19 protein-coding genes and 1 pseudogene are annotated in these 25,340 nt (G+C 38.3%); 13 read left to right on the forward strand and 7 right to left on the reverse strand.

Annotation, left to right across the window (positions count from 1 at the left end):
* The 4 genes and pseudogenes from BMW38_RS19685 to BMW38_RS18305 all read right to left on the reverse strand — a co-directional run.
* A pseudogene (locus tag BMW38_RS19685) lies at nt 1–95 on the reverse strand (hypothetical protein); the annotation flags it as partial.
* Between the two features lie 134 nt (nt 96–229).
* Nucleotides 230–1,150 (reverse strand): catechol 1,2-dioxygenase, encoded by a 921-nt coding sequence (gene catA, locus BMW38_RS18295; protein ID WP_092710774.1) that lies wholly within the window; start codon nt 1,148–1,150, stop codon nt 230–232.
* Nucleotides 1,151–1,311: 161 nt separating this feature from the next.
* Nucleotides 1,312–1,602: a muconolactone Delta-isomerase gene (gene catC / locus BMW38_RS18300; protein ID WP_003651954.1), complete on the reverse strand. Its 291-nt coding sequence runs from the start codon at nt 1,600–1,602 to the stop codon at nt 1,312–1,314.
* A 23-nt stretch (nt 1,603–1,625) separates the two neighbouring features.
* Nucleotides 1,626–2,732 carry a muconate/chloromuconate family cycloisomerase gene (locus BMW38_RS18305; protein WP_092710777.1) on the reverse strand — a complete coding sequence of 369 codons (1,107 nt, stop codon included), beginning with the start codon at nt 2,730–2,732 and terminating at the stop codon, nt 1,626–1,628.
* 100 nt (nt 2,733–2,832) lie between these two features.
* On the opposite strand from BMW38_RS18305, the gene BMW38_RS18310 reads away from it, so the two are divergent.
* The 3 genes from BMW38_RS18310 (at nt 2,833) to BMW38_RS18320 (ending at nt 10,014) form a co-directional block, all read left to right on the forward strand.
* A complete protein-coding gene (locus tag BMW38_RS18310; RefSeq protein WP_005040228.1) occupies nt 2,833–3,747 on the forward strand; it encodes a LysR family transcriptional regulator in 915 nt (304 codons plus the stop codon).
* Nucleotides 3,748–3,828: 81 nt separating this feature from the next.
* Nucleotides 3,829–4,623: a TorF family putative porin gene (locus tag BMW38_RS18315; protein WP_092710780.1), complete on the forward strand. Its 795-nt coding sequence runs from the start codon at nt 3,829–3,831 to the stop codon at nt 4,621–4,623.
* Nucleotides 4,624–4,857: 234 nt separating this feature from the next.
* On the forward strand, nt 4,858–10,014 hold the full coding sequence (locus tag BMW38_RS18320) for a DUF4011 domain-containing protein (RefSeq protein WP_092710783.1): 5,157 nt from the start codon (nt 4,858–4,860) through the stop codon (nt 10,012–10,014).
* 332 nt (nt 10,015–10,346) lie between these two features.
* On the opposite strand, the gene BMW38_RS18325 is transcribed toward BMW38_RS18320, so the two are convergent.
* A complete protein-coding gene (locus tag BMW38_RS18325; RefSeq protein WP_092710786.1) occupies nt 10,347–11,087 on the reverse strand; it encodes an SDR family NAD(P)-dependent oxidoreductase in 741 nt (246 codons plus the stop codon).
* Between the two features lie 190 nt (nt 11,088–11,277).
* Here BMW38_RS18325 and BMW38_RS18330 point away from each other — a divergent pair, with 190 nt between their 5' ends.
* From BMW38_RS18330 to BMW38_RS18350, 5 genes are all read left to right on the forward strand, one after another.
* On the forward strand, nt 11,278–12,084 hold the full coding sequence (locus tag BMW38_RS18330) for an IclR family transcriptional regulator domain-containing protein (protein ID WP_092710789.1): 807 nt from the start codon (nt 11,278–11,280) through the stop codon (nt 12,082–12,084).
* 311 nt (nt 12,085–12,395) lie between these two features.
* Nucleotides 12,396–14,180, forward strand: coding sequence for an FAD-dependent oxidoreductase (locus BMW38_RS18335; RefSeq protein ID WP_092710792.1), 1,785 nt, complete (start codon nt 12,396–12,398; stop codon nt 14,178–14,180).
* Complete coding sequence (locus tag BMW38_RS18340) at nt 14,170–14,502, forward strand: NIPSNAP family protein (RefSeq protein WP_092710795.1); 333 nt, start codon at nt 14,170–14,172, stop codon at nt 14,500–14,502. The genes BMW38_RS18335 and BMW38_RS18340 overlap by 11 nt, the downstream gene beginning before the upstream one ends.
* An 87-nt stretch (nt 14,503–14,589) precedes the next feature.
* Nucleotides 14,590–15,942, forward strand: coding sequence for an MFS transporter (locus BMW38_RS18345; RefSeq protein WP_092710798.1), 1,353 nt, complete (start codon nt 14,590–14,592; stop codon nt 15,940–15,942).
* 227 nt (nt 15,943–16,169) lie between these two features.
* Nucleotides 16,170–17,489: a carbohydrate porin gene (locus BMW38_RS18350; protein WP_244524360.1), complete on the forward strand. Its 1,320-nt coding sequence runs from the start codon at nt 16,170–16,172 to the stop codon at nt 17,487–17,489.
* A gap of 38 nt (nt 17,490–17,527) precedes the next feature.
* On the opposite strand, the gene BMW38_RS18355 is transcribed toward BMW38_RS18350, so the two are convergent.
* Nucleotides 17,528–18,145 carry a TetR/AcrR family transcriptional regulator gene (locus tag BMW38_RS18355; protein WP_092710803.1) on the reverse strand — a complete coding sequence of 206 codons (618 nt, stop codon included), beginning with the start codon at nt 18,143–18,145 and terminating at the stop codon, nt 17,528–17,530.
* A 101-nt stretch (nt 18,146–18,246) separates the two neighbouring features.
* Here BMW38_RS18355 and BMW38_RS18360 point away from each other — a divergent pair, with 101 nt between their 5' ends.
* Nucleotides 18,247–19,455, forward strand: coding sequence for an MFS transporter (locus BMW38_RS18360; RefSeq protein ID WP_092710806.1), 1,209 nt, complete (start codon nt 18,247–18,249; stop codon nt 19,453–19,455).
* 89 nt (nt 19,456–19,544) lie between these two features.
* Here BMW38_RS18360 and BMW38_RS18365 read toward each other — a convergent pair whose 3' ends face one another.
* The gene (locus tag BMW38_RS18365; RefSeq protein ID WP_092710809.1) at nt 19,545–20,315 is read right to left on the reverse strand and encodes an IclR family transcriptional regulator; all 771 of its coding nucleotides are present in this window, start codon (nt 20,313–20,315) and stop codon (nt 19,545–19,547) included.
* A gap of 209 nt (nt 20,316–20,524) precedes the next feature.
* On the opposite strand from BMW38_RS18365, the gene BMW38_RS18370 reads away from it, so the two are divergent.
* The 4 genes from BMW38_RS18370 to BMW38_RS18385 are packed head-to-tail and all read left to right on the forward strand — an operon-like array spanning nt 20,525 to nt 25,331.
* Nucleotides 20,525–21,880, forward strand: a complete 1,356-nt coding sequence (locus BMW38_RS18370) for an MFS transporter (RefSeq protein ID WP_092710812.1) — start codon at nt 20,525–20,527, stop codon at nt 21,878–21,880.
* Nucleotides 21,881–21,917: 37 nt separating this feature from the next.
* Nucleotides 21,918–22,733: a shikimate dehydrogenase family protein gene (locus BMW38_RS18375; RefSeq protein WP_092710815.1), complete on the forward strand. Its 816-nt coding sequence runs from the start codon at nt 21,918–21,920 to the stop codon at nt 22,731–22,733.
* Nucleotides 22,723–23,550 carry a sugar phosphate isomerase/epimerase family protein gene (locus tag BMW38_RS18380; protein WP_092710818.1) on the forward strand — a complete coding sequence of 276 codons (828 nt, stop codon included), beginning with the start codon at nt 22,723–22,725 and terminating at the stop codon, nt 23,548–23,550. The genes BMW38_RS18375 and BMW38_RS18380 overlap by 11 nt, the downstream gene beginning before the upstream one ends.
* Nucleotides 23,551–23,555: 5 nt before the next feature.
* Nucleotides 23,556–25,331 (forward strand): FAD-dependent oxidoreductase, encoded by a 1,776-nt coding sequence (locus BMW38_RS18385; RefSeq protein ID WP_092710821.1) that lies wholly within the window; start codon nt 23,556–23,558, stop codon nt 25,329–25,331.
* Nucleotides 25,332–25,340: the final 9 nt, after the last annotated feature.

Below are 25,340 nucleotides of genomic sequence, written 5' to 3' on the forward strand. Positions count from 1 at the left end.
TGTCCTGCGGTACCAAAACCACCAATCAGGATGGTGGCACCATCTTTAATCTGCGATAGAACCTCGCTAAGAGAGGACTTACTTTTGTCAATCATGTGAGAAACCTTAGAGCATGAGGTAACGTGATGTACTACTACCGCTAAAAATTTATTTAAATTCTTAAGGGTAGTAATACATGGAATAAGTTTTGTGAGTCAAAAGCGAACTTTTAACTCACATATACTTTCAATTAAGCACTAGCGCGACGGCGTTCAACTTCAGTTGAAGGTGCAGCAGCGGCATCTTTTACAAGTTCGATGTTAAATGTGATGTGTTTGAAAGCGTGATCTAAACCACGGCGTTGAATTTCAGCAGGGTCAGATACATCAACTGCAGTTGCAACTAAACCGTCACGAGTAGCGAAGGCAAAGTCGTCCCATAAGTACTCATCACCCTCAATATTGAATTGAGTTGTAAGCTTGCGGAAACCTGGCGCAGACACGAAGTAGTGAACGTGAGATGGACGGTTACCATGACGCCCTAACTTGTTAAGAAGGGCCTGAGTTGTACCTTCTGGAGGGCAACCGTAGCCAACTGGCATCGTAGTTAATGCAACATATTTACCATCAGCATCAGTCAAAATACTACGGCGTAGGTTGAAGTCAGATTGAGACTTATCAAAGAATGAGTAATTACCCAAACTGTTGGCATGCCATACTTCAACTTTGGCATTTTCAATGATATTGCCATCAGTATCTGTCACAGTACCTTCAATAATTAAGGTATCGATTTTGCCTGTTTCAGTGCCATCATCCATACGTGCAAAACCAACAGTTTCAGGTGCACCAGCGACGTAAAGTGGGCCTTCGATGGTACGAGGTGTGCCGGCAGTAACGCCTGCTTTGGCATCGGCTTCATCAGCACGTAAGTCAAGGTAATGTTCAAGGCCTAAACCAGCTGCTAAAAGTCCAAGTTCATTGGCTTGACCTGCATCTGTGAAATATTCCAGACCTTTCCATACTTCTGAAGGCTGGATGTCTAAATCTTCGATGGCTTGAAATAAATCCCCGAGAAGGCGCACTACAATTTGCTGAACACGTGCATCGACTTCGCCTTTTGCGGTGTCGATATTCATTTGTTTTACAAGCGCATCAATTTGTTGACGGTTCATACTAAAACTCCTTAAGTATGCAATACGGTTTTAGGTGGCAGTGGTGCTAGCATTTTGTTTTGCTAGCGAATTGTTGCTGCCACGTTCCTTGTTACCTTCTGAATAAATATATTTAGTTTTTGAATGTGCTTCAGACCACGCACTCAAACTATTTTCTTAAATTACGAATCATCATCACGAACAGATGAAGGGTGACGATTAAGCGCCATCACTTCGATGTTCATGTAAGGATAGAGAGGTAATCCCTGTAAAATATTGTGCAACTCTTCATTGCTCTCTACATCAAAAATACTGATGTTTGAATACTGGCCTGTAACTCGCCAGATGTGGCGCCATTTACCTTGACGTTGTAAGTCTTGCGAATAGGCTTTTTCAACGGCCTTAATTTCATTTGCTTTGTCGGCTGGCATATCAAGTGGAATATGCACATCCATACGTACATGAAATAACATGGGAAACTCCTTATCCTGTTGCCTTAACGACGTAACTTCTCGACTTTATCTTCATCAATTTCAATGCCTAAGCCGGGAGCCGTTGGCAAGTGCAATTCAAAGTTTTCGTAACGTAGCGGTTCTTTCAAAATTTCTTCGGTAAGCAATAACGGACCAAATAATTCAGTACCGAATGCTAATGTTTCAAAAGTTGCAAATGCATGAGCAGAAGCAATGCTACCTACAGGGCCTTCAAGCATGGTGCCGCCATAAAGATCAATTCCAGCCAAACCTGCAACCTTGGCCACTTCACATGCTTCAATCAGACCACCAGATTGTTCAATTTTTACCGCAAATACGTCAGCCCCATGGCTTTTTGCAATACGGTATGCGCTGTCTGGCCCAGTTAAAGCTTCATCAGCCATGATTGCCACATCAAAGCGATGTGTTAAACGAGCAAGTGCTTCAGTATTTTGAATAGCACAAGGCTGTTCAATTAAATCAATCCCGCCATCTTGCAGCTGTTGAATACCTTGAATACATTCCAGCTCTGACCATGCACGATTTACATCGACACGTACACTAATATCTGCACCTAGTGCTTTTTTAATTGCAATGACATGATCAACATCGTGCTGTAAAGGACGAGCACCAATTTTGAGCTTGAACGTGTTATGACGCTTCAACTCAATCATTTTTTGAGCTTCAGCAATATCTTTTTCTGTGTCGCCAGACGCGAGCGTCCAAAGTACAGGTAAACTATTACGTAGACGGCCACCTAAAACTTCGCTTAATGGCACGCCTAAGCGTTTTGCCTGAATATCAAGTAGGGCAGTCTGAATGGCACATTTCGCAAAGCGGTTACCATTAATATTTTTACGAATCAGTTTTAGTGTTTGAGCAACGTTTAAATCTTTAACTGATGCGAGTAATGGTGCAAAGTAAGTATCAATATTGGCTTTGACACTTTCAGGACTTTCTTCACCATAGTTCAATCCACCAATGGTGGTCGCTTCACCCCAACCGACAATACCATCCGTGGTCGTAATTTTAACGAGCACCAAAGTCTGAGTACGCATCGTAGTCACAGACAACTGGTGAGGACGGATAGTTGGAATATCCACAAGTATGGTTTCTATGGTTCTATACATGAAGTTTCAACTATTTCAAACTTGTTTACATACCATAGAAGAATGTAATAGCCTAAAATAGATATAGAACGGTATTTTAAGATACTAAAAAGGTATATTAATGGAATTAAGACATCTACGTTATTTTGTTACCGTTGTTGAAGAACAAAGTCTGACTAAGGCTGCAGAAAAGCTTTTTATTGCCCAGCCTCCTTTAACACGTCAAATCAAGAAACTAGAGGAAGAGTTAGGGATTGACTTGTTTGTGAAGGGCTCTCGTCCATTAAAAGCGACAGAAGCAGGTCTGTTTTTTTACCAACATGCTGTGCAGATTCTAACGCATACTGCTCAAGCGGCTTCTATGGCCAAAAAAATGAAGCTGGTCGATAACATTGTCAAAGTGGGTTATGTCAGCTCACTGCTTTACGGGCGGTTACCCCAAGTCATTTATCTGTTTAGACAAAAAAATCCTGACATTCATGTCGAGCTTATTGAGTGTGGAACACGAGATCAGGTTGAAGCTTTAAAGTTAGGCAAAATCGATTTAGGTTTTGGTCGATTACCCATTAGTGATCCGGCTATTAAGAGACTTTTACTCAGAAAAGAAAAATTAAAATTAGCGATTCATAAAAAGCATCCATTAAGTGAATTTCAAGATTCAGGAATTTACTTATCTCAAATCATTAATGAGACGATTTTTTCTTATCCAACTACGCCTAAGCCGAATTTTTCGACCACCATTCAAGCTTTATTTACCAAGTTAGGTTTAATTCCAGCCAAACTCACCGAAGTACGAGAAATTCATATGGCATTGGGATTAGTGGCATCTGGGGAGGGTATTTGTATTATTCCAGAAAGTGCCTGTGACATTGGAATGAAGAATTTAACTTACTTAAATATCTTAGACTTAGAAGCCTATAGTCCGATTTCTTTATCCATGCGTAACATGGACCAAAGTTCGTATATTCCTAAAATTTTAGATTGTATTGAAGAGATCTATAGCCAAGAAGAAGTGTCCAGAAATTTGAATTTATAAATTTTTAATACGATTAAAATTGAATTTTCATGTTATTTTAAAACTTTAAACCTATAGGTAATATGTAAAAGGAATTATTGAATGAGAAAAATTTTAGGATTAGCTTCTCTCATTATGTCTACAGGTGTTGTACATGCTGAACAATTAAATGAACAAAAACAAATTTCTCCATACAGTGCAAATGTAACCTTCGCAAGTCAATATATATCACGTGGTTTCCAGCAAACTTGGGGTAAGCCAGCTTTACAGATTGGTTTAGACTATGCAAATCCGAATGGATTATTTGTGGGTACTTGGGCATCGAATGTGAGTTCTAACTATCTTAGAGATGCTTCAGTTGAGTGGGATTTCTATGCTGGTTATATAAAAACTTTCGATAAGTTTTCGGCTGGAATGACGGTTTTTTACTACTACTATCCAGGAGCTGAAAGCACGCCTGAAACGGGCAGTACCAGTTATAACTATGGCGAAATTGTGCCTCAAATTGGTTATGGACCATTAACGCTTAAATACTTTATTACATACACCCCAGATTATGCTGGCTATAACTCAGATACGATGGGCGGCCCTGAGGGTAAACGTTCACGAGGAACAACTTATTTAGATTTAACTTTTACACAGCCTATCAATGAAAGTTGGACTTTTGGTGCCCATTATGGCTATGAAAGAATTAAAAATTTCTCTGAAGCTAATTTTCAAGATGTTAAGGTTGAGCTTATTAAGGATTTAGGCGATGGTTGGAATACAGGATTAGCCTACACCAAAGCCTGGGATAAAAATGGGTTCTATAAAAAGTATAGTAATGGTGAGCCAGATGCGCCTATTTCAAATCCGATTGACTCAACATTTACAGTGTCTGTAAAAAAAGTTTTTTAAGTTAAACTTATCAATAATGGTCTGATTAACTACGCTTGAAAGGTATCTGTAAACTTTCAAACGTAGTTAAAAACAATCTCCTGTTAAGACTAAGAATTTACTTTTCTCAGCCAAGAAAGATTTAATATTGCTGTTTGTTTAATTTTAACATAAGACATAAATCATTTAATATTGTACCTTTAGTTTTTAAGCACATCTTTAATTAGATCTAATAAAATTGATAAGGGGTAAATAATGTCAGAAGTTGACAATAAACAAAAAACTAATTCTGAATATTCATTACAAGTTGATTGTGCTTCAGCTTTGAGTTTCGTTTTACAACAAAATTCAGTGCCCCTAATCCGACAAGTTCTAATATCTTCTACTGAAACAATTTCTGACTCTCGAATTATTATTCGTTCTAATCCTGAATATTTCAAAGAATATACTATCCATATTTCAAGCTTAGAAAGCGATCAAGTCTTAGCTCTAGATAAACCAAAATTAGCTTTTGATATTCAAATGTTACAAGAGCTACCTGAAAATATGAAAGGGAGTATTGAAGTACTCTGGTTGAATGAAAAAGAAGAAGTGCTGGCAGAACAACAGTTAGAAATAGATGTATTAACTATTGATACTTGGGGCGGAGAACGTCAGCCAATTGAGTTGTTGGCGAGTTTTTCACAACCTAATTCTTCAGCACTCAGCCCAATTTTAGTTAAAGCGAGTGAGATTTTAAAAACAAAACAACTTGGTTCATTAAGTGGGTATTTAGATCGAGATCGGGATTCAGTTTTATCTCAGTTGAATGCATTATGGGATTCTTTATTAACACAAGATATTCATTACATTGTTAGTCCACCAAGTTTTGTAAAGTCGGGACAACGAATACGTTTAGCAAAACAGATTTTTGAAGAAAAACTGGCGTGCTGTTTAGATACCACAATATTGTTAAGTGCCTTAGCTGAACAAATTGGTCTTGATACGTTAATCATTATTGAAGAGACACATGCTTATCTTGGGGTTTGGTTAAATGAAACCCCAAATGTTGATTTAATTATTGATGATATTCAGGCATTAAGAAAACGTTATGATTTAGGTGAGGTCGTTTTTATAGAAACGACTCTACTTACACAACAAGCAAAATTCACTTCCGCACTTGAAACTGCAAGACAGTATATTAAGGACGAATCTCGTCAGAATAAATTTTATCTTGCAATTGATGTTCGTCAGTCTCGACTGCGTGGCATTAAACCCATTTCTGCACATCTGGAAAAGAAGAATCATCTAGATGAAACAGAAATTGAATGGGCATCTGCATCTATTCCTAATTACGATGTTGACCGTCCTGTTGAAAGTAAAACTACAAGGGTTGATCGTTGGTTACGTCGATTATTAGATTTAAGTCTTCGTAACAAGCTCTTAAATTTTAAAGATAATCGTTACAGTATTCCTTTACAGTGCTCTGAGTTAACACTAAGCAAACTTGAAGATGCACTTGCAAATCAAGAGGGTTTCTTATTTAAGAGTATTGATAGTATTTCGCTAAAAGATGTCCAACGTGACAATGAAAGCCAACATATTGATCAATACGTTGATGAAAGCCTTTCTAGAAAATTATTATTTAGTCCTTTAGATACGCCCTTATTAGAAAAGCGCCTGATTGAAGTCTATCGTGCTTCGCGTACTGCTTTAGAGGAAGGCGGGGCTAATACATTATTTCTTGCGGTTGGTTTTCTTGAGTGGAAAGAGTCAGAACGCTCGAAACGTACATTTAAGGCACCGTTACTCCTCATTCCTGTACAGATTACGCGTGAGACGGCTAAAACAGGCTATCGTCTATTTATGTACGATGATGAGCCGCGTTTTAACTCCACTCTATTACAATTATTAAGACAAGACTTTGAACTTGATATTGCTGGTTTAAATCCTTTACCGACCGACGACTCTGGTGTAGATGTTAATCAGGTTTTACATATTGTACGGAAGGCGATTGTAAATATACCGGGATGGGAAGTAAAAGCAGAGGCTGCTATTGGTCAATTCTCATTCTCTAAATATTTAATGTGGCTTGATTTGTCTTCACGGATGGATGAACTGAAAAATCAAGCAGTAGTAAATCATCTGATTGAATCCCCAAGGGAACCTTTTATTAAACAAGATGAATTCCCTCAACCTGCTCAATTAGACCAACAATACAAACCACAACAATTATTCACTCCTTTATCGTCTGACTCTTCGCAGCTAGCGGCAGTCATGTCCGCAGCATTAGGGCGTACTTTTGTATTGTCAGGTCCTCCTGGTACAGGTAAGTCACAGACCATTACCAATATGATCTCTCAATGTTTGGCTGATGGTAAATCCGTGTTATTCGTCTCTGAAAAAATGGCTGCTTTAGAAGTTGTTTATCGTCGTTTGACACAAATTGGCTTAAGTGAATTGTGCTTGCAGTTACACTCATCCAAATCCCAAAAAATGGAAGTACTGGATCAACTGAGAGAAAGAGCACAGAAAAATAATGATCCTTACTTTTTAAGTGCTCAACCTAAAACAACAGAATGGCAGAAGCTTTCAGACAGATTAATTCAAACCCGAGATGAGCTGAATCATCATGTAAAAAATCTCCATACATCACACCCTATTGGCTGGAGTTTGTATGCTGCAATGAGTGATGAACTTCGTTATCGGGATACGCCGCATTTACGTTTTCCTGATATCAATATTGCGACGTTGACAGCAGGAAAACGTGAGCTATTGAGTGAGAGCGTGACACAAGCTGTAAGTTTACGTCAGCTCGTCAATGAAAATGTTAAAGATGTCTTGAATGGTTTTGCGGAAGGTTTGTCTGAGCCGATTTGGAGCCTAGCATGGCAAGAACAATATCAAATATTGCAAGATCAACTTGTTGATCAGATACAGCGTTTGCAAAGTTCAGTTTCTATTTGGCAAGAAGTTTATGGGTTTGGTGAAAAGCAAAATCTGAGTCAGGTTAAACAAGATGTTTCTATTTTTACTGCATTATCTGCTCTTGTTCAGCAAACTGATTTAAAATTATTAAGTGTTATTAAAGATTTAGATTTAACTACCATTACACAAGCGAAGCAGTTAGTCCAAGATTTAAAACAGCAGCGTTCTTCGTTAGTTGGACAATACCAATCTCAAATTTATCAAGCAGATTTAAATCAAATTGCCTTTAAATGGCGTGAAGCAGAATCAAAAATTTTCCCATTCTCATGGTTCGCTAAATTCCAGCTGAGAAACCTAGTCAAAACTTATCAAAGCTCAACTCAACGTCCTACAGCTTTGGCAGTTGCTCATGACTTACCAATTTTACAGCATATCCAAAGTCAACAAAGACAATTCACTGAATGTGAAAATCTGTTGGCAAGTAAATTGGGTTCTTACTGGCAGGGTGAAGATAGTGCATGGCAAAGTTTTGAAACTATTCACAATCAGTGGCAAGAAATTAAGCAAATCGTTGCATCAACAATTACAGATCAAACAACTTTATTAAAAGCTGTAGAATTTAGTAAAAATAATAGCTTGGATGAAATAAAACACAACTTAGCTCAGGTTGAAAATACATTCGGTCAATTACTGAATGACCATGCACTGAAAAATGATGCTCAACTCACTCCATATCTAGATATTAATTTTAATGAAATTATCGAAAGACAGAAGCAATTACAGCAACACAGTTCATCTTGGAGACATTGGTTAAATTGGCAGGCTATAAAGAGCCAGTTGATTAAACAAGGATTAAAACCTTTGGCCTTTGAACTCTTACATGCTCCATTAGAATTGGATGCTGTTCTAAAACGCTTAAATATTAATTTAGCAAGACACTGGATTACTCATCAATTTAGTCAACATCCAGAATTAAATCAGTTCAATAGTCAGCAACATGAACAGAAAATCCAGACTTTTGCACAGCAAGATAGGGAACACCAGCTTGCTGCAAGTCACGAGATTATTCATCGTTGGAATGCTATTTTTAGCGAACAAGATAAATATAAGGCGCAGTGGACTGTTCTAAATAAAGAATTAGGCAAGAAACGTCGTCATATTCCTGTACGTGAATTAATGCGCCAGATTCCTGATGTGTTAGTTGGTTTAAAGCCATGTCTATTAATGAGTCCTTTATCAGTCGCTCAATATCTAGATACAGAAGCAAAATTTGATGTGGTGATTTTTGATGAAGCATCACAGATTCCAGTGTGGGATGCGATTGGTGCATTAGCGAGAGGTAAGCAATCAATTGTGGTGGGTGATAATAAACAAATGCCACCAACAAGCTTCTTTGGTAAGGGAGATTCTGAAGAAGAGGTCGATGAAGAAGTAACTGAAGACTTAGAAAGTATTTTGGATGAATGTCTTGCTGCCCAGTTACCTGAGTTGGCTTTGAACTGGCATTACCGCAGTCGTTATGAAAGCCTCATTCAGTTTAGTAATCAGAAATATTACAAAGGCGGTTTATTTACTTTCCCAGCACCTGTTGCTAAAGATACCGCTGTAAAACTGCATGTGGTTGATGGTGTGTACGACAAAGGGGATACGCGTACCAATAAGAATGAAGCTAAAGCAATTGTTGAATTTATTATTCAGCATTTACAGTCACAGTTAGGGCAAGAGAACCCTTTGACCCTAGGTGTTGTGACTTTCAATATGACGCAGCAAAAGTTGATTGAAGATTTACTGGATAATGAACTGGCAAATCATCCTGAGTTAGAGACATTGAGCAAGTTGGGCATTGAACCTTTATTCGTTAAGAATTTAGAAAATGTGCAAGGAGATGAGCGCGATATCATCGTTTTCTCCATTACCTATGCAAAAGATCAGGATGGACGCTTATCAATGAATTTTGGTGCGCTTAATCGTCAAGGTGGTCAGCGCCGTCTAAATGTAGCAATTACTCGCGCCCGTCAAGGATTACATGTTTTCTCAGCCTTGAGTCCAGAAGAAATTAATTTAGCTCGCACCAATAGTGAGGGCGTAAGAGATTTAAAAGACTTCCTCGTTTTTGCTCGTAGTGGTCAATTGCATTTAAATTATGTTGATCAAAGTAAAAAGCAGACTAAAAAAGAGTTCGTACAGTACCTACAAACTAAGTTACAAGAACAAGGCTGGAGTGTGGATCTTGGAATAGGACAGGGTGATAGCTGTGTAGATTTAGCGATTAAGGATGATTTGAATTCGGGTAGTTATATTGCAGGTGTTATTGTAGATGGTGAAAACTATGCTAAAGCTGCTACTGCACGAGATCGAGATCAACTTAGACCAACGGTTTTAAATGGATTAGGTTGGGAAGTTTTATCAGTTTGGACGGTGGATTGGTGGCTAGATCCAGAGCAAAATTTAACAAAATTGGTAAAAGTATTAGAAGAGATAAAAGCGAATCAAAAGGTTGCTTAAATTGTCTAGAAACAGATAGGGGGTGACCTTATCTGTTTCTAGTCTTATTAAATAACAGATTACTAAATTTTAACTGGTAGATTTAATACCACTTGGGCATCTTCAACAATGTCTAAACGTAAAATTATCTGGCGTAGTTTTTATATATAAATAAGGTCAGAGAAGATGAGATATTTGGTATTTTTCTAGTTTATAAAAAACTTATCTAGAGTACTAAACTTGTATAAATAGTTTCTTAAAAGTAAATAAAGATGAAATCCCCTAAAAGAAGTTACTATTGTTTTTAAAACTAATCTAATAGATATCTCTATTAGATTAGTAAAAATATTTTATTAAATAATAGTATATCCACCATCAATTGTAATACATGAGCCATTCATAAAACGGGCTTCATCGGAAGCTAGAAAAATAGCTAACTCGGCAACTTCAGACGCTTCTCCAAAACGGTCCAATGGAATTTTATCAGTCGGACGGGTTTCTAGCATTTTGGCCGTCATTGGCGTACGAATAGTGCCTGGGCAAATAGCATTAATTTTGATGCCATGTTTGGCATACACTGCTGCTAGATGTTTTGTATAACCAATTACAGCATGTTTTGAGGCTGTATAAGAAGCGCCTCCCATTTGAGCAACTAGACCCGCAATAGATGCAATATTGATAATTGCACCAGTACCTTGTTCAATCATTTTTGGTAGAACCAAATTACTTAAATTAAATACGGCTTTTACATTAATGGCGAACATCGCATCCCAAAGTTCTTCGGTCGTATCTAAGCTATTGGTATATTTGTCGAAAATACCTGCATTATTAAGTAGTACATCAATTCGTCCAAACTTCTCTAATGTGAATTCGACTAACTGCTTGAGCTGATCAAATTGAGTGACATCAACTTGAAAAGCAAAGGCTTCTCCACCTGCGTTGATGATCTTCTCGGCAACTTGGTTAGCCTGTTCTAAATTCATGTCGGCAATAATTAATTTTGCTCCTTGTTGTGCAAAAGCAATTGCTTCCGACTCACCCATACCAGAGGCTGCACCTGTGATAATACAGACTTTATTTTGTAGTCTAGACATAATACATTTCCTAAATCCTAAGTTTTGATCTAAGCTCTCTTTGTGAAATAGATGCTTAAATATAGAAGTTCTCCTGTAAGACTTAAAATACGTATTTAGCCAAACGGGCTCTAGATACAATCTGGGAATGAAGACGATATTCAGACATACTGAGCGAATATCGGACAGGGAATTTAGAAAAGGGAAAATGATGAGGGATCAGATTATTCAACATCCGCTCTCAGAAGAGACGATTAAATACGATGACTATATTGCAGGTTTGGCGAAGGGATTAAGTATTCTTGAGGCTTTTGGGACTGATCGACAGCGTCTAAATGTTACTCAAGTTGCAGAGCGAACTAACATTACGCGTACAGCAGCGAGAAGATATCTAAAGACACTCAAATTTCTGGGTTATCTCGAAACTGATGAATATTATTACTGGTTAACACATAAGGTACTTAAGTTTTCAGGGGCTTTTTTAAGTACAGCACATTTGCCAAAAATATCGCAGTCTGTGTTAAATCATTTATCTGAAAAAACGACATTAGTTTTCTCAGTGGTGGTTCAAGATAATTATGAGGTTGTTCCGATTGCTAGAAGTGTCCCGCAAAACGATCATTTCCGGGTAAGTCCTTTTGGTATTCATCTAGGTAACCGAATTCCTGCTCATGCTTCATCAACGGGTAAAGTTTTATTAGCGCATAAATCCTTAGAAGAGCAGAAAAACTGGATTAAGTTATATGGACTCAAACGATTTACTGCATATACATACACCGAAGAAGCCAGTTTTCTAGCTGCATTACAGACCATTAAGGACAATGGTTATTGTATTTCCGCTGAAGAATATGAACTAGGCGTAACAGCAATTGCGATACCGATTATTAATCAGACGGGTGATATTATTGCAGGATTAAATGCTGTTGCTCCGATTTCTAAAGTAAATGATACCTATCTGATTAATACGGTTTTGCCATTACTAAGAGAGGCAGCCAAAGAAATTCGAGACATGATTTAGTTTATTGTTCTGTGGTTTCAATCAAACGTCCTTATTGGGCGTTTTTTTATATTTAAAATAATTTTATCAATATTTTAAGACTATTTAATTTGTCTTATATAACCGTTGGAAGAGATGATTTTATAAACAGTGAACGATATAAGATGTGTTTGCGCGATCATCGTTCAATTTAAAAGAAAGTGGTCTAGTCGGAACTGTGATAGCCCCGTAGTTTAATAAAAAGAAAAGCGTTCGATACAACACTATCAGGATGGTGTAGCCAGCTAATTCAGGCAAGTGAACGCATGGATCTGTCGCAAGGAGTGACAACAATGAATACCAAATTACCTCAACAGCTTGAATGCGATTTGGTTGTGGTGGGTGCAGGGGCAGGCGGTTTGTCGACTGCGATTACTGCTAAGAAAAAAGGCTTAAATGTTATTGTCCTTGAAAAAGATGATGTGTTCGGAGGTACAACAGCTTTTTCTGGTGGAGTACTATGGGTTCCAGGAAATCACCATGCAAAACAAAATGGTATTCAAGATAGCCGTGAAGCAGCATTGACCTATTTAAAGCACGAAACCAAAGAATTTTTTAATGCTGAGGCTGTAAACGCATTTCTGGATTATGCACCTGAAATGCTAAATTTTTTCGAACAATACACTTCAGTTAAATTTATCCCGACACTTTATCCCGACTATCATCCAGATGCTCCTGGTGGGGTTGATATTGGTCGCTCTGTACTAGCTGCGCCATATGATATTCGTGGTTTGGGCGATAATATGAAACGCCTACGTCCACCTCTTAAAACGATTACCTTTATTGGCATGATGTTTAATTCATCTAATGCGGATTTAAAGCACTTTTTTAATGCCACTAAATCGTTTACTTCATTTATCTATGTGGCAAAGCGATTAGCTATTCATTTAAAAGAACTGGCTATCTATGGTCGTGGTACCAATGTTACAAGCGGTAATGCTTTGGCTGCACGTTTGGCTAAATCTGCATTTGATTTAGATATTCCAATTTATACAGAAGCTGAAGTTAAGCAGTTAAATTTTGAAAATGGCAAAGTTGTTGGCGTACAAGTTCAACAACAAGATCAGCACTGCCAGATTAAATCTAAAAACGGAGTCGTGCTGGCATGTGGTGGTTTTTCACATGATATTGAACGACTCAAACAAGTTTACGCGCACCTGAAACGTGGTGGTGAACACATCTCACCTGTGCCAAAGAATAATACAGGAGATGGTTGTCGCCTTGCAGAGTCGGTTGGTGGTGTAGTGGATATTCAATATGCGGACTCTGCTGCATGGATGCCTGTTTCAAAAGTCCCTTATACCGATGGCTATGGCGTGTTCCCACATTTATTAGACCGTTATAAGCCTGGAATTATTGGTGTGCTTAAAAACGGTAAACGTTTTACCAATGAATCAAACTCTTATCATGATGTTGGTGCAGATTTATTTAGGGCTTGTGAGGAGTTTGATGAAACAGTCATGTGGTTGATCTGCGATCATAAAACGATTAGCAAATACGGTTTGGGTTATGCCAAACCAGCCCCAATGCCACTTTCATCTTTAATTAAAAAAGGCTATCTCTTTAAAGGTAATAGTTTAAAAGAGCTGGCACAGCAGGTGGGAATTAATGCTGAGCAGTTGGTTAAAACAGTACAGCATTATAACGAAGGGGCTGTTAAAGGCCAAGATCCAGAATTCCACCGTGGTTCTACTTCGTTTAACCGATATTTGGCCGATCCAGATCACAAACCAAATCCGTGTGTCGCACCAATTGAGCAAGGTCCATTTTATGCAGTGAAGGTGTTTATGGGCGATTTAGGAACATTTGATGGAATCAGAACAGCTGTTACTGGTGAAGTTTTAAATCAGTTTCATCAACCTATTCAAGGTTTATACGCGGTTGGTAATGACCGTGCGAGTATTATGGGTGGAAACTATCCAGGTGCAGGAATTACTTTAGGGCCAATCATGACTTTTGGTTACATCACAGGATCACATATTGCTGATTTAGCTAAAGGAGGGAACGGTTTTATATCATCTAAAAATTCTAAATCTACCAACTCTCAATCTGTTAAGGAGACTTTTCATGTTTCATAAACCGATTGTTGATCATCGTATTTATAATATTACTCCAAGATGTATGCCTAGATTTCTTGAGGTATTCGATCAGCTGGCAATGCCTATTTTGAAAAAGCACTTGGGTGAGCCACTTGGTTTTTATATTAGTCATATCGGTACGTTAAATCAGGTCGTACATTTGTGGGGTTATGACAGTCTTGATGACTATGAAAAGCGTAGTTATGCCCGAGATACAGATCCTGACTTCCAAATTTATTTGAAAGCATCTGAGGGGTTAGTGATGTCACAGGTGAATCAAATTTTAAGGCCAGTGGACTTAGCTTCATTAATTAAGCCTTAAACAGCAGTTTATTTAAAAATTCCCTTAAGGAACGGTGTTTTGAGAAAAACACCGAGGGAAACTTCGTGCTTTTATAAGGAGAAACTCATGAGCACAAGTCAAATACAAAGGAAAGATGTAAAAAGCATATTAAATGAAAATAAGATGGGTGGACTACAAAAGCTCATTCTATTTTTTTGCTTTGCTATTATTGCCCTAGATGGTCTGGATGTCGTAGTCATGGGATTAATTGCACCTCAGATTATTCAGGAGTGGGGCATTAGTGCACAAGAGTTAGCACCTGTTTTAAGTGCAGCATTGGTTGGATTAGCAATAGGTGCTTTAGTTTCTGGACCTTTATCAGATAAATTTGGCCGAAAACCAGTGCTAATTTTAAGCGTACTTGGCTTTGGTATTTTTACTTTGCTGACAGCATTTTCAACTGATATCACACATCTCTTAATTTATCGCTTTCTTACTGGATTAGGTGCAGGTGCTGCTGCTCCCAATGCAGCAACTTTAGTTTCAGAATATGCAGCAGATCATCGCCGTTCATTTTCAGTTACTGTTGCCTACTGTGGTTTTTCTTTAGGCGCTGCAGCAGGTGGTTTTTTAGCAGCATGGCTGATTCCTGAGTTTGGCTGGCGTAGTATGTTGATATTAGGCGGAGTACTGCCTTTGATTTTGGTACCATTTTTATATTGGAAAATGCCTGAATCAATTACCTATCTAGTCAAACAATCGTACTCACAAGATAAAATCAAAGCGATTTTAAAACGCTTATTTCCACAATCTTCTTTTTTAAATCAAGAAATTTATCTGAATGAAGTAAAAACCGAGAAATCTGGTCTAGGTCTAATTTTATCTAGTAAATATCGCTATGGCACGATTATGCTCTGGATCAGTTATTTCATGGCATTATTTTTAATCTATCTATGCAGTAGCTGGTTGCCAACCTTAATTAAGTCGAATCAATTTACGATTTCTCAAGCTGCCATTGTAACCTCGTTCTTTCAAATTGGTGGTCCTGTTGGGAGTATCACTCTTGGCTGGTGTATGGATCATTATCGTCCACGTTTGGTTCTTTTTATTGCCATGTTGATTGGCGCACTTGCAACCTTTGGATTAGGACATTTTGGCCATGATATGGTGCTTATGTGTGTTTTTGCATGGATTCTTGGTTTTACCTTTAATGGTGGGGCCGTCGGTTTAAGTGCTTTGGCGACAGGATATTATCCGACTTCTGCTCGCGCAACTGGAGCAAGCTGGATGAATGGTATTGGGCGCTTTGGTGCAATATTAAGTGCATTTGCTGGAGCTGCGATGATCAGTTCGGGTATGCCATTTTCTATGATGTTCTCATTGTTAATGATTCCTGCTGTACTTTCTGGTTTTGCTGTTTTAATTCAGGGCATTAAAACGAAACAGTCTGTTGTGCAAACCAAAACACAGTTGAGTTAAATCAGTAATAAAGCAAGTTGATTAACAATTTTAAAATCTATCTTTGCTTCTTAAATATTTTCTATGGCTTTGAATTAGCTTGATCAGCATGCTGGTCAGGTAGGGATAAATACACTTAAAAAATGTATAGCAGTTGATCCAGCTGAAAATAATTCAAGGCTTTATGTTGATAATAAACAATGTGCTAAGGAACAGCATTAATGAAATTTTCTATGAATTCGCTTGCGATGATTTCAACTTTTACATTAGCAAGTAGTGCGGTATTCGCCTTCGATCCTTTAGCTCAGGATCAAAAATGGATATTAAGCGATTGGAACGGAAAACGGACTCAACTCGAACAGCAAGGTTATCAATTTACCGCTGCTTTTCAAAATGAAAGTGCTGTTAATTTGAGTGGGGGATATGACGATTCACCACGACTATTTAATGCAAACCAATGGACATTTGGTACACGTCTAGATTTAGAGAAAATCGCAGGTTGGAAAGATACTCAAGCACAGTTGAGCATAACGAAACGAGATGGACAACCGCTTTCTACTGATCGGATTAGTGATCCTAGAGCGCCGCAATTTAGTAGTGCTCAAGAGATTTATGGTCGTGGACAATGGTGGCGCTTAAGCAGTGCATGGATTAAAAAAGGTTTTTTGAATAATGATCTACAAATTAAGGTAGGTCGTATGGGACTTTCAGATGATTTTAATGCATCACATTGTGAGTTTCAGAACTTAATGTTATGCGGAGGTCAATTAGGAAAAACAGTAGGAGATATTTGGTTTAATAGTCCTGTAAGCCAATGGGGAATTAACGCCAAATATCAATTTTTACCTTCGCTCTGGTTTGGAACAGGGATTTATGAGGTCAATCCTGAAAATGCTTTAGAGCAATATGGTTTTAATTTGGATATGGATCAACATAAAGGTATTTTGATTCCTGCGGAACTATCGTGGAAACCCAATCTAGCATTTTTCAATGGCTTAAGTGGTGAATATAAAGTCGGTGCATTTTTGTCAACGGCAGATGCACGTAATGTTAGTACAGATGAAAAAGGTAATATTGAGCCAAATGCAGCAGATCGGAAATGGCAAAACAATAAACATAGTGTTTGGCTTAATGCGCAACAACAGGTTTTTGCGCATGCGGATGACCCTAAGCGTGGTTTATTTATTTCAGCAAACTTTACTTTTAATGATAAGTCTACAACTGTTGTTGAAAACACACAGCAACTAGCGCTTTGGTATAAGGGCATATTTGAGCATCGACCAAATGATACTATCGGTTTAGGTCTGGCACGTTTTAATGTGAATGATCGTGTACGAGAGCGCCAAAATGCATCTAATCAATTGCTGGGGTTAACCGAAGCCGACTATGCAAATCCGAAATATACACCGATTCAGCATGACGAATTGAATATTGAATTGAATTATAATTTTCAATGGTCGCCTAGTATTGTTTTACGACCAAATATTCAATATGTGCATCAACCTGGTGGTGTAAAACAAGTGGATGATGCTTGGATCGCAGGTATGACCATGAAGCTTAATTTTTAAATATGTATGTGTAAAAAGGCAAACAGAGGTTTGCCTTTTTATTTTCCAAACAAGATTTTTAGATTTTCTTGAAAAAGCGTTTCAAGTGGTAAAACTTCATTTGGATTGAGGATGCCATTGTGAATCATACCCATCCACATAGGACTCACAATAAGCAATGCAAATTGCTGTGGGGAAATCGTGGCTGATAATTCTCCACGTTGAATCGCTAAACTGGTTAATTGCTCAAGCTCATACTGAATAGGTAAAAAAATCTTATTCACATAAGTTTGACGAATATGTGGAAAATTATTTCCTTCACGTAAAATTAAGAGTGCCATATCTGCACGACCCGTCGTTTCAAGCGTTAAAACGCTGGGAATAATCTTTTTACAAATAAACTCGTAAACGGTTTCATTTTGAGTGATTTCAGAAGCGCGAATAGGGCGAAATGAATCGTTGATGAGAGCATCAATTACTGCTTCAAAAAGCTGATCTTTAGTTTCAAAATAAGAATAAATCGTACCTTTGCCTAATTCAGCATGTTTTGCAATATCTGAAATTTTTGCTCTTGCAAAACCCACTTCAATAAAATGTTGTAGAGCAGAGTCAATAATTTTCTTTTTAGTTTCTTGTGTCTTTTCTAGACTTGGGCCGCGTGTTTTAGATTTTGTCATGTTGAACTAGATTTCATTGTTACCAAGATTATTCTAACATAAATTGACCTGTGGGTCATATTTGAATTAAAATCGACTTAAAAGTCATTTTTGGTTGAATTATGCAGACACCAAAGTCCAGCGTTCAATATTGCATTATTAGTTTTGCGCTGTGTCTTGCTGCTTTAAGCACCGCTCTGGCAAGCCCTCTATATGCAATCTATGAACAACAGTGGGGAGTTTCAACATCTCAAATAGGTTATATCTTCATTTCCTATATGTTAGGCGTAGTTTTTTCACTCCTGTTTTTAAATAAACTCAATGCAATTTATCACTATAAAAATGTGATTTTGGTCAGTCTGGCTTTAACCATTTTAGGTTTAATGTTGTCTGCATTGGCAAGTTCTGTTTGGTTACTGGGCTTTTCAAGGTTTCTGATTGGAATTGCTTCAGGACTTATTACCACAGCTGCTATGGTGGGACTCAAAGACCAATATCCGTTTCGTAATAAGGCATTAGCTGAAAAGCTTACTTCTATAATTACTGTCTTGGGTTTTGGTTTGGGACCTTTGATCGGTGGTGTATTGGCTGATCATACCGTGCGACCTTTGGCTGATCCTTATTGGATTATTATCTTTTTTTCACTTCTAATATTTATCAGTGTGTTTTGGGTTAAACCCAGATTTAAAATTGAGAAAAAATATCAGTTAAATGAGTTATTAAAGTTGCAAGGTTTAGCATTACCGCAGATGGCTTCACGCAAAGTTTTCTGGGTCTGTAGTATTGCTGCACTTTGTAGTTTCGGGGCCTTCAGCTTATATGCAGCTTTGGCTGGGACTTTTATTAAAGAATTACCGATTAAATCATCAGCTACTTTAACAGGCGTATCAATTTCAATCATTTTATTTGTGTCAGTGCTGAGTCAATTATTTTGTAAATCGTTTAAAGAATTGCATGTGTTGTATGCAGGGCTATTAGCTTTATTGCTTGGAACCATTAGTTTGGTGATGGCAGAAGTCGAACACATAGTTTGGTTTTTATTGATCAGTATTTTACTGACGGGTATGGGGCATGGTTTTACACTGAGTGCTGTTTACCACTTTATTGGCAAAATGATGGATCGGGAAAAAAATCCGCTGATCTTTTCTAGTTATTTGTTTATTGCTTATCAAGGTACGATCTGGCCTGTCATCCTTTCCAGTTATTTTATTGAATATTTCGGGGTGGTCATCACATTAGGGCTGATTGCAGCATTATTAATGGTGACTATCGTGTGGTTGATGCATCAACTTAAATTTAAGGTGGCGCCTATATTAGCTTGTCATAAATAACGATTGATCAATTTTTGGAACTTAAAAGTCTGTTTAAAGGGAATTTAGGCAATCGAAATATGATTTTGATTGCCTTGTAGGATAGCAAATTAGATATGGATCAAATTGATGATGGAAGCAATTTTCTCTGAAGTCACCATGAGTGCTGGTGCTAACTCTTCAATACGTTTGGAGCTTAAACGTACAGAAGGCCCTGCAATACTGACTGTACCAAAAGGTTCACCTGTCTGTGGATTGAGAATGATTTTAGCCATAGCAGACATACCTAGCTCATAGGTGTCGCTAATCACACCATAACCTCGCTCTCTAGAAGCTTCAATCATTTGCTCTAGTTCTGTAAGGTCTTTTGGTGAGTTTGGTCCAAAGTTTTTGGCTTTATCGAAACCTTCACGTTCCACAATTCGTGAAAAGTCATTTTGATCAAGGGTAGATAAATACGCTAAACCACAAGCTGAAGCTGGTAAATAGGCCACGTTGCCAGAGTCAGGATCATATTTTAGACCTGATTTGGCTCCTTGAGCTTTACCAATCCAGATAATTTTCTCGTCTTCGATTAAACCGAGGCGAACAAGTTCAGAAGAGGTTTCTGCCAGTTCATCGAGATAAGGCTGAAATGTTTCGGTAATCGAACGCGATGACAGAAAACTCAAACCCATTGAGGCAATTTTAAGTGTGAGCTTGTAGTGCTGCGTGATTTCATCTTGATAGATGTATCCCATGTCTTTCATCGCAGTCAGGATGCGATGCATTGCAGACTTTGGGATATCAAGATCAACAGAAAGCTGACTAAGTGCGCATCCATCCACTTCTTTTAGTAGTGCTTCGAGGATGAGCAAAGAACGATCGGTATTGCTGAGCATAAAAATCCTAATATTATTTTTTGGAACAGTGTTCCAAAAAAATTAAAAACAGATTATAGTTGTTTTAGATTCTATCTCAAATGCTGTACAGATGAATCATTCAGATACGGAGTTTCCTAATTATTCAGCTTTTGAGAATAAGTAGGGAGCAAAACTGAATAAGCGATGGAAAACGCATATTTGCTGATACACACTAATGGAGTAAGTGTATGACTCAACAGGTAAATTTAAGGGAGTTTATTGATGAAAATCGTATATCCCCAATACAAAAACTAGTCATCTTTTTATGTTTAATGATTGTCGTTGTTGATGGTATCGATATATCAATCATGGGATTTGTAGCTCCCGTCATTAAGCAGCAATGGGGAATTACTACAACTGATCTTGCACCCGTAATGAGTGCAGCTTTAATAGGTTTAGCTGTAGGCGCAGTGATTTCAGGCCCTTTGGCAGACAAGTTTGGACGTAAAAAACTACTCATTATTAACTTAATTGGTTTTGGTGTATTTACTTTATGTGCAGCAGTTTCTTCTAATGTGACTGAGCTAATGATGTTCCGTTTTATTGCTGGTTTATTTATGGGAGGAGTAATGCCGCAAGCTGTTACGTTGGTAACGGATTACTCACCTATGAAAATGAATGGCCGTATGGTTACCATCATTTTAAGTGGATTCACAATTGGTGCTGCTATTGGTGGTTTTTTGGCTGCTTGGGTGATTCCACATTTTAACTGGCATGCCATGATGATTATTGGTGGAGTCCTACCACTTATTTTAGCCGTTATCGCAGCATTTAAATTACCCGAATCTATTGGTTATAAAGTCCTTAAAGAACATCCAAAAGCAGAGATTGATGCCATTATTCATAAAATGGCACCAGATTTTGATACAGCTAACACTGTTTTTGTTTTACCTAAAGCAAAAACCAATACGGTCGATAATCCAGTAAAAGCAGTCCTGAGTCCTTTTTATTTCTTAGGCAGCTTTTTGCTATGGTGGAGCTATGCATCTGGTTTGTTTGTTGTTTATTTACTTGGAAGTTGGTTACCAATGATGAGCCATGAATTTGGTTTCAGCATCAGTGAGGCTTCAATTATTACTGCGATTTATCAGTTAGGAGGCCCAGTAGGTTGTATCGCATGCGGTTATTTAATGGATAAGTTCAATCCACACCTAGGTTTAGTGATTGCATATCTTTTAGCGATTGGCTTCATGTTTTTTCTGGGTGCGGTGGGTCATAACTTTGTAATGTATAGCATGATGTGTTTCTTCATCGGTATGTGGATGAATGGTGCGAATGCAGGTCTCAACAGTGTTTCAAGTTCATTTTATCCAGTTTTTGCTCGTGCAACAGGAAACAGCTGGATGCATGGTATAGGCCGATTAGGAGCTGTGGGTAGTGCATTTGCTGGAGCATATTTTTTAAGCCTAGGTTGGGAGACAAGCAAAATTTTCCTTGTACTTTGCCTACCAACCGCCGGGATGGTCGCAGCATTAATTATTATGAAACTGGTTTATTCACCAACAAAGATACGTCAGCACGAACTTAAAAAAGTTCAAATCTAAAATTTTCTAACTCACCGATTTTTAAGGAGATTGAATAATGGATATTCAATTGAATGGATCAACTCGTCTTTATTTTGTGGTCGGACATCCGATTGTACAGGTCAAATCACCTGAGGGTGTAACTATGGAGCTGCTTAAAAAAGATTTAAATGCGATTGTTGTCCCTGCTGATGTAGCACCAGAACACTTCCCAAATTTTGTTCAACAAAATTTGTATTTAAATAATAGTGACGGCTTGATTGTCACTGTACCCCATAAAATTTCGGCTTTGAGTTGCTGCCAAAAACTAACTTCACGCGCACAGTTCATTGGGGCAGTAAATACGATTCGTCGCTGTAAAGAAGGGTGGGAAGGAGACATGCTTGATGGTAAAGGCATGGTACAAGCGATACGAAATAAGTTAATCGAGTTAAAAGATAAACGTGCCATTTTGGCGGGAGCTGGTGGAGCAGGGAAAGCGATTGCTTATGAATTACTTCTTGCTGAGGTAGCAGAACTAGCAATTTTTGATGTAGATCAAACGCGTCAACAACAACTAGTTGAACAACTTCAACAACTAGGTAAAGGCAAAGTTGTTGCACATAACAATGATCCAACAGGATTCGACGTTGTGGTCAATGCGACACCTATGGGAATGAATGGTGATCCTTCAGCAGCTTTTCAATTAGAAAAAATAACTGCACAAATGTCGGTTGCAGATGTCGTGACTAGTCCTGAAAACACACCATTTATTCAACATGCGTCGAGTTTGGGATGTAACTCAGTCAAAGGAACGGACATGTTTATTGAGGTTCGCGACTTAATGATTGCTTATTTACTTGAGAAAGAGCAGGAGCAACAAGATGTGGCGTGAATATTCACTTTCATTTTTGACAGTTGCAGATGTGAGTCCTGTAGAAGCAGTCAAAATTGCAGCAAAGTGTGGTTATGCAGCGGTGGGCTTACGCCTGCTGCCAGCAGCACCTAATGAGGTAGATTATCCAATTTTAAATGATAGCAAGCTGATTAAGGAAACAAGGGCTGCTTTGGATGACACAGGTGTTCGTATTGCTGATGTTGAAATTGTACGAATTGCTTCTGACTTTGAACCAAATAAATATTTGCAGTTTTTAAGTACCGCTGAGCAGCTCGGTGCTAGGCATATTTTAGTTGCAGGAAATGATCCTGAGCAGTCACGACTGATACATCACTTTGCACAATTTTGTGAATTAAGTAAACAGTTTGGCTTGAGTTGTGACCTAGAGTTCATGCCATGGACCAATGTGAAAAATTTGGCGCAGGCTGAATATATCGTGAACCAATCAGGGCAAGAAAATGCTGCCATTTTAATTGATGCATTACATTTTGACCGATCAGATTCAACAATTCAGCAAGTCAAAGCACTTGATCCAAAACGGTTGAACTATGTTCAGCTTTGCGATGGCTTTGCTGAATATGATCCGAGTGAGGAGGGTTTAATTCAGATTGCACGTTCTAATCGATTAGTGCCAGGGCAAGGCGAAATTGATCTTGTAGGATTAATTCGTGCTTTGCCCAAAGAAATTATGTTAGCTGCAGAAGTACCAAATTTGGTACTAGCTGAACGTCCTGCTTTCGAACGTGCTGAAATTAATTTGCAAGCAATGAAGCAGCTCGTTGCGCTCGCTCAATTGGGCACTGTTACGGGGTAAGAAGTATGAATGCAAAAACCCAACAACCATTTCAGATGACTTCGATACCAATTCGTGAATGCTACGAATGTGATGTTTTAGTCATTGGCTCGGGTGCAGGTGGGCTTTCAAGCGCCGTGACCGCAGCATATGAAGGATTAAAGGTTATTGTCACAGAGAAAGCATCCGTATTTGGTGGAACTACTGCTGTATCGGGAGGATGGTTATGGATTCCTAATACACCTCATGCTGAACGTGAAGGACAAACCGAACCGATTGATATACCGAAGCTATATTTAAAAAATATTTTGGGTGAAAAGTATGATGAAACCAAGATTCATACTTATTTAACTCAAGCACCAAAAATGGTGGAATTTTTCGAAGCCAAAACTGAGGTTAAATTTAATATTGGTGCGGCGGTACCTGACTTTTTCAATATTGAAGGTGCTAGGGTTGGGTGGCGTTCGATTGTTGCTGCACCTTACGATGGCCGTTTACTTGGTCAGAAACTAAATATCCTACGTCCACCAATTCCTGAAACTACTCTTTGGGGGATGGGTATCGCCTCCGGCGCAGATATGAAGCATTTCATTAATACTTTTAATGCAATTCCATCCTTTATTTATGCGACCAAACGAGTATTACGACATTTTTTTGATCTAATTTTTACTAAGCGCTCAACTCAAATTGTGAATGGTAATGCTTTGGTAGCTCGACTACTCAAATCGGCATTCGATTACAAAGTAAAACTATTGGCAAATCATGCCATGACTGAATTAGTTGAAGAAAATGGTCGAGTAATTGGAGCATTATTTAAAACACCAGCTGGCATCATCAAGATAATAGCAAAACATGGCGTGATACTAGCGACTGGTGGTTTCCCGCATGATGAAAAACGTAAACAAGCTTTATTCAAACATGTGAGTGAAGGAACTCCCCATCATTCAGCTGCTCCTGAAACAAATGTAGGTGATGGCTTAAGTGCAGCAGAAGCAATTGGAGCAACTGTTGACCAAACCTTGCCGTGGTCTGGCGCATGGGCACCTGTTTCACTAATGCCACGTTCAGATGGAACTTTAGGTCGTTTTCCACATTTGGTTGAACGAGGTAAACCAGGATTAATTGCAGTTTTAAAAAATGGATGCCGTTTCACCAATGAAGGTGAATCCTATCCTTTATTTATTAAAGATTTATTCAAACATACACCGCAAGGCGAACAAGCACATTGCTGGTTGATTTGTGATCATAAGTTTATTCGCCGTTATGGTTTAGGTGCTGTTAAACCTTTTCCAATTTCTCTAAAGCTTTGGCTGGACAACGGTTACTTAAAACAAGGACACACTATTCAAGAGCTGGCTGTGGCATGCGGTATAGATCCAGTTCAGTTTTTAAAAACAGTTGAGCAGTACAACCAATATGCCTATTTAGGTCAAGACCCCGAGTTTCAGCGGGGTACTACTCCTTATCAAAAAGCGCAGGGTGATGCCGATCATTATCCAAACCCATGTATTGCCCCGATTGAAAATGGACCATTTTACGCAGTTGAAGTGGTGCCAGGAAGTCTAGGGACATTTGCAGGACTGGTAACAGATGAATATGCCCAAGTTCTAAATAAAGCAGGGCAACCGATTAATGGATTATTTGCGGCTGGAAATGATCTCAATAGCATCATGGGGGGCCAATATCCAAGTGGTGGAATTACCTTAGGTCCAGCCATGACATTTGGTTATCTTGCTGCAAAAAAAATTGCTGAACAAGCTCGAACTGAAACAGCAGCGTTTATGCCGAATAAGCAAGATTAAGGAGAATTT

The organism is Acinetobacter sp. yr461, assembly GCF_900110445.1.
In the GTDB taxonomy this organism is placed as follows: domain Bacteria; phylum Pseudomonadota; class Gammaproteobacteria; order Pseudomonadales; family Moraxellaceae; genus Acinetobacter; species Acinetobacter calcoaceticus.

Bases quoted from the DNA above. Each gene is read 5' to 3' on its own strand.
- BMW38_RS18310 (WP_005040228.1), top strand. From the start codon at position 2,833: ATGGAATTAAGACATCTACGTTATTTTGTTACCGTTGTTGAAGAACAA.
- BMW38_RS18325 (WP_092710786.1), bottom strand. From the start codon at position 11,087: ATGTCTAGACTACAAAATAAAGTCTGTATTATCACAGGTGCAGCCTCT.
- BMW38_RS18320 (WP_092710783.1), top strand. From the start codon at position 4,858: ATGTCAGAAGTTGACAATAAACAAAAAACTAATTCTGAATATTCATTA.
- BMW38_RS18370 (WP_092710812.1), top strand. From the start codon at position 20,525: ATGACTCAACAGGTAAATTTAAGGGAGTTTATTGATGAAAATCGTATA.
- BMW38_RS18360 (WP_092710806.1), top strand. From the start codon at position 18,247: ATGCAGACACCAAAGTCCAGCGTTCAATATTGCATTATTAGTTTTGCG.
- BMW38_RS18345 (WP_092710798.1), top strand. From the start codon at position 14,590: ATGAGCACAAGTCAAATACAAAGGAAAGATGTAAAAAGCATATTAAAT.
- BMW38_RS18335 (WP_092710792.1), top strand. From the start codon at position 12,396: ATGAATACCAAATTACCTCAACAGCTTGAATGCGATTTGGTTGTGGTG.
- BMW38_RS18315 (WP_092710780.1), top strand. From the start codon at position 3,829: ATGAGAAAAATTTTAGGATTAGCTTCTCTCATTATGTCTACAGGTGTT.
- BMW38_RS18380 (WP_092710818.1), top strand. From the start codon at position 22,723: ATGTGGCGTGAATATTCACTTTCATTTTTGACAGTTGCAGATGTGAGT.
- catA (WP_092710774.1), bottom strand. From the start codon at position 1,150: ATGAACCGTCAACAAATTGATGCGCTTGTAAAACAAATGAATATCGAC.
- BMW38_RS18385 (WP_092710821.1), top strand. From the start codon at position 23,556: ATGAATGCAAAAACCCAACAACCATTTCAGATGACTTCGATACCAATT.
- BMW38_RS18330 (WP_092710789.1), top strand. From the start codon at position 11,278: ATGAGGGATCAGATTATTCAACATCCGCTCTCAGAAGAGACGATTAAA.
- BMW38_RS18355 (WP_092710803.1), bottom strand. From the start codon at position 18,145: ATGACAAAATCTAAAACACGCGGCCCAAGTCTAGAAAAGACACAAGAA.
- BMW38_RS18305 (WP_092710777.1), bottom strand. From the start codon at position 2,732: ATGTATAGAACCATAGAAACCATACTTGTGGATATTCCAACTATCCGT.
- BMW38_RS18365 (WP_092710809.1), bottom strand. From the start codon at position 20,315: ATGCTCAGCAATACCGATCGTTCTTTGCTCATCCTCGAAGCACTACTA.
- BMW38_RS18340 (WP_092710795.1), top strand. From the start codon at position 14,170: ATGTTTCATAAACCGATTGTTGATCATCGTATTTATAATATTACTCCA.
- BMW38_RS18375 (WP_092710815.1), top strand. From the start codon at position 21,918: ATGGATATTCAATTGAATGGATCAACTCGTCTTTATTTTGTGGTCGGA.
- catC (WP_003651954.1), bottom strand. From the start codon at position 1,602: ATGTTATTTCATGTACGTATGGATGTGCATATTCCACTTGATATGCCA.
- BMW38_RS18350 (WP_244524360.1), top strand. From the start codon at position 16,170: ATGATTTCAACTTTTACATTAGCAAGTAGTGCGGTATTCGCCTTCGAT.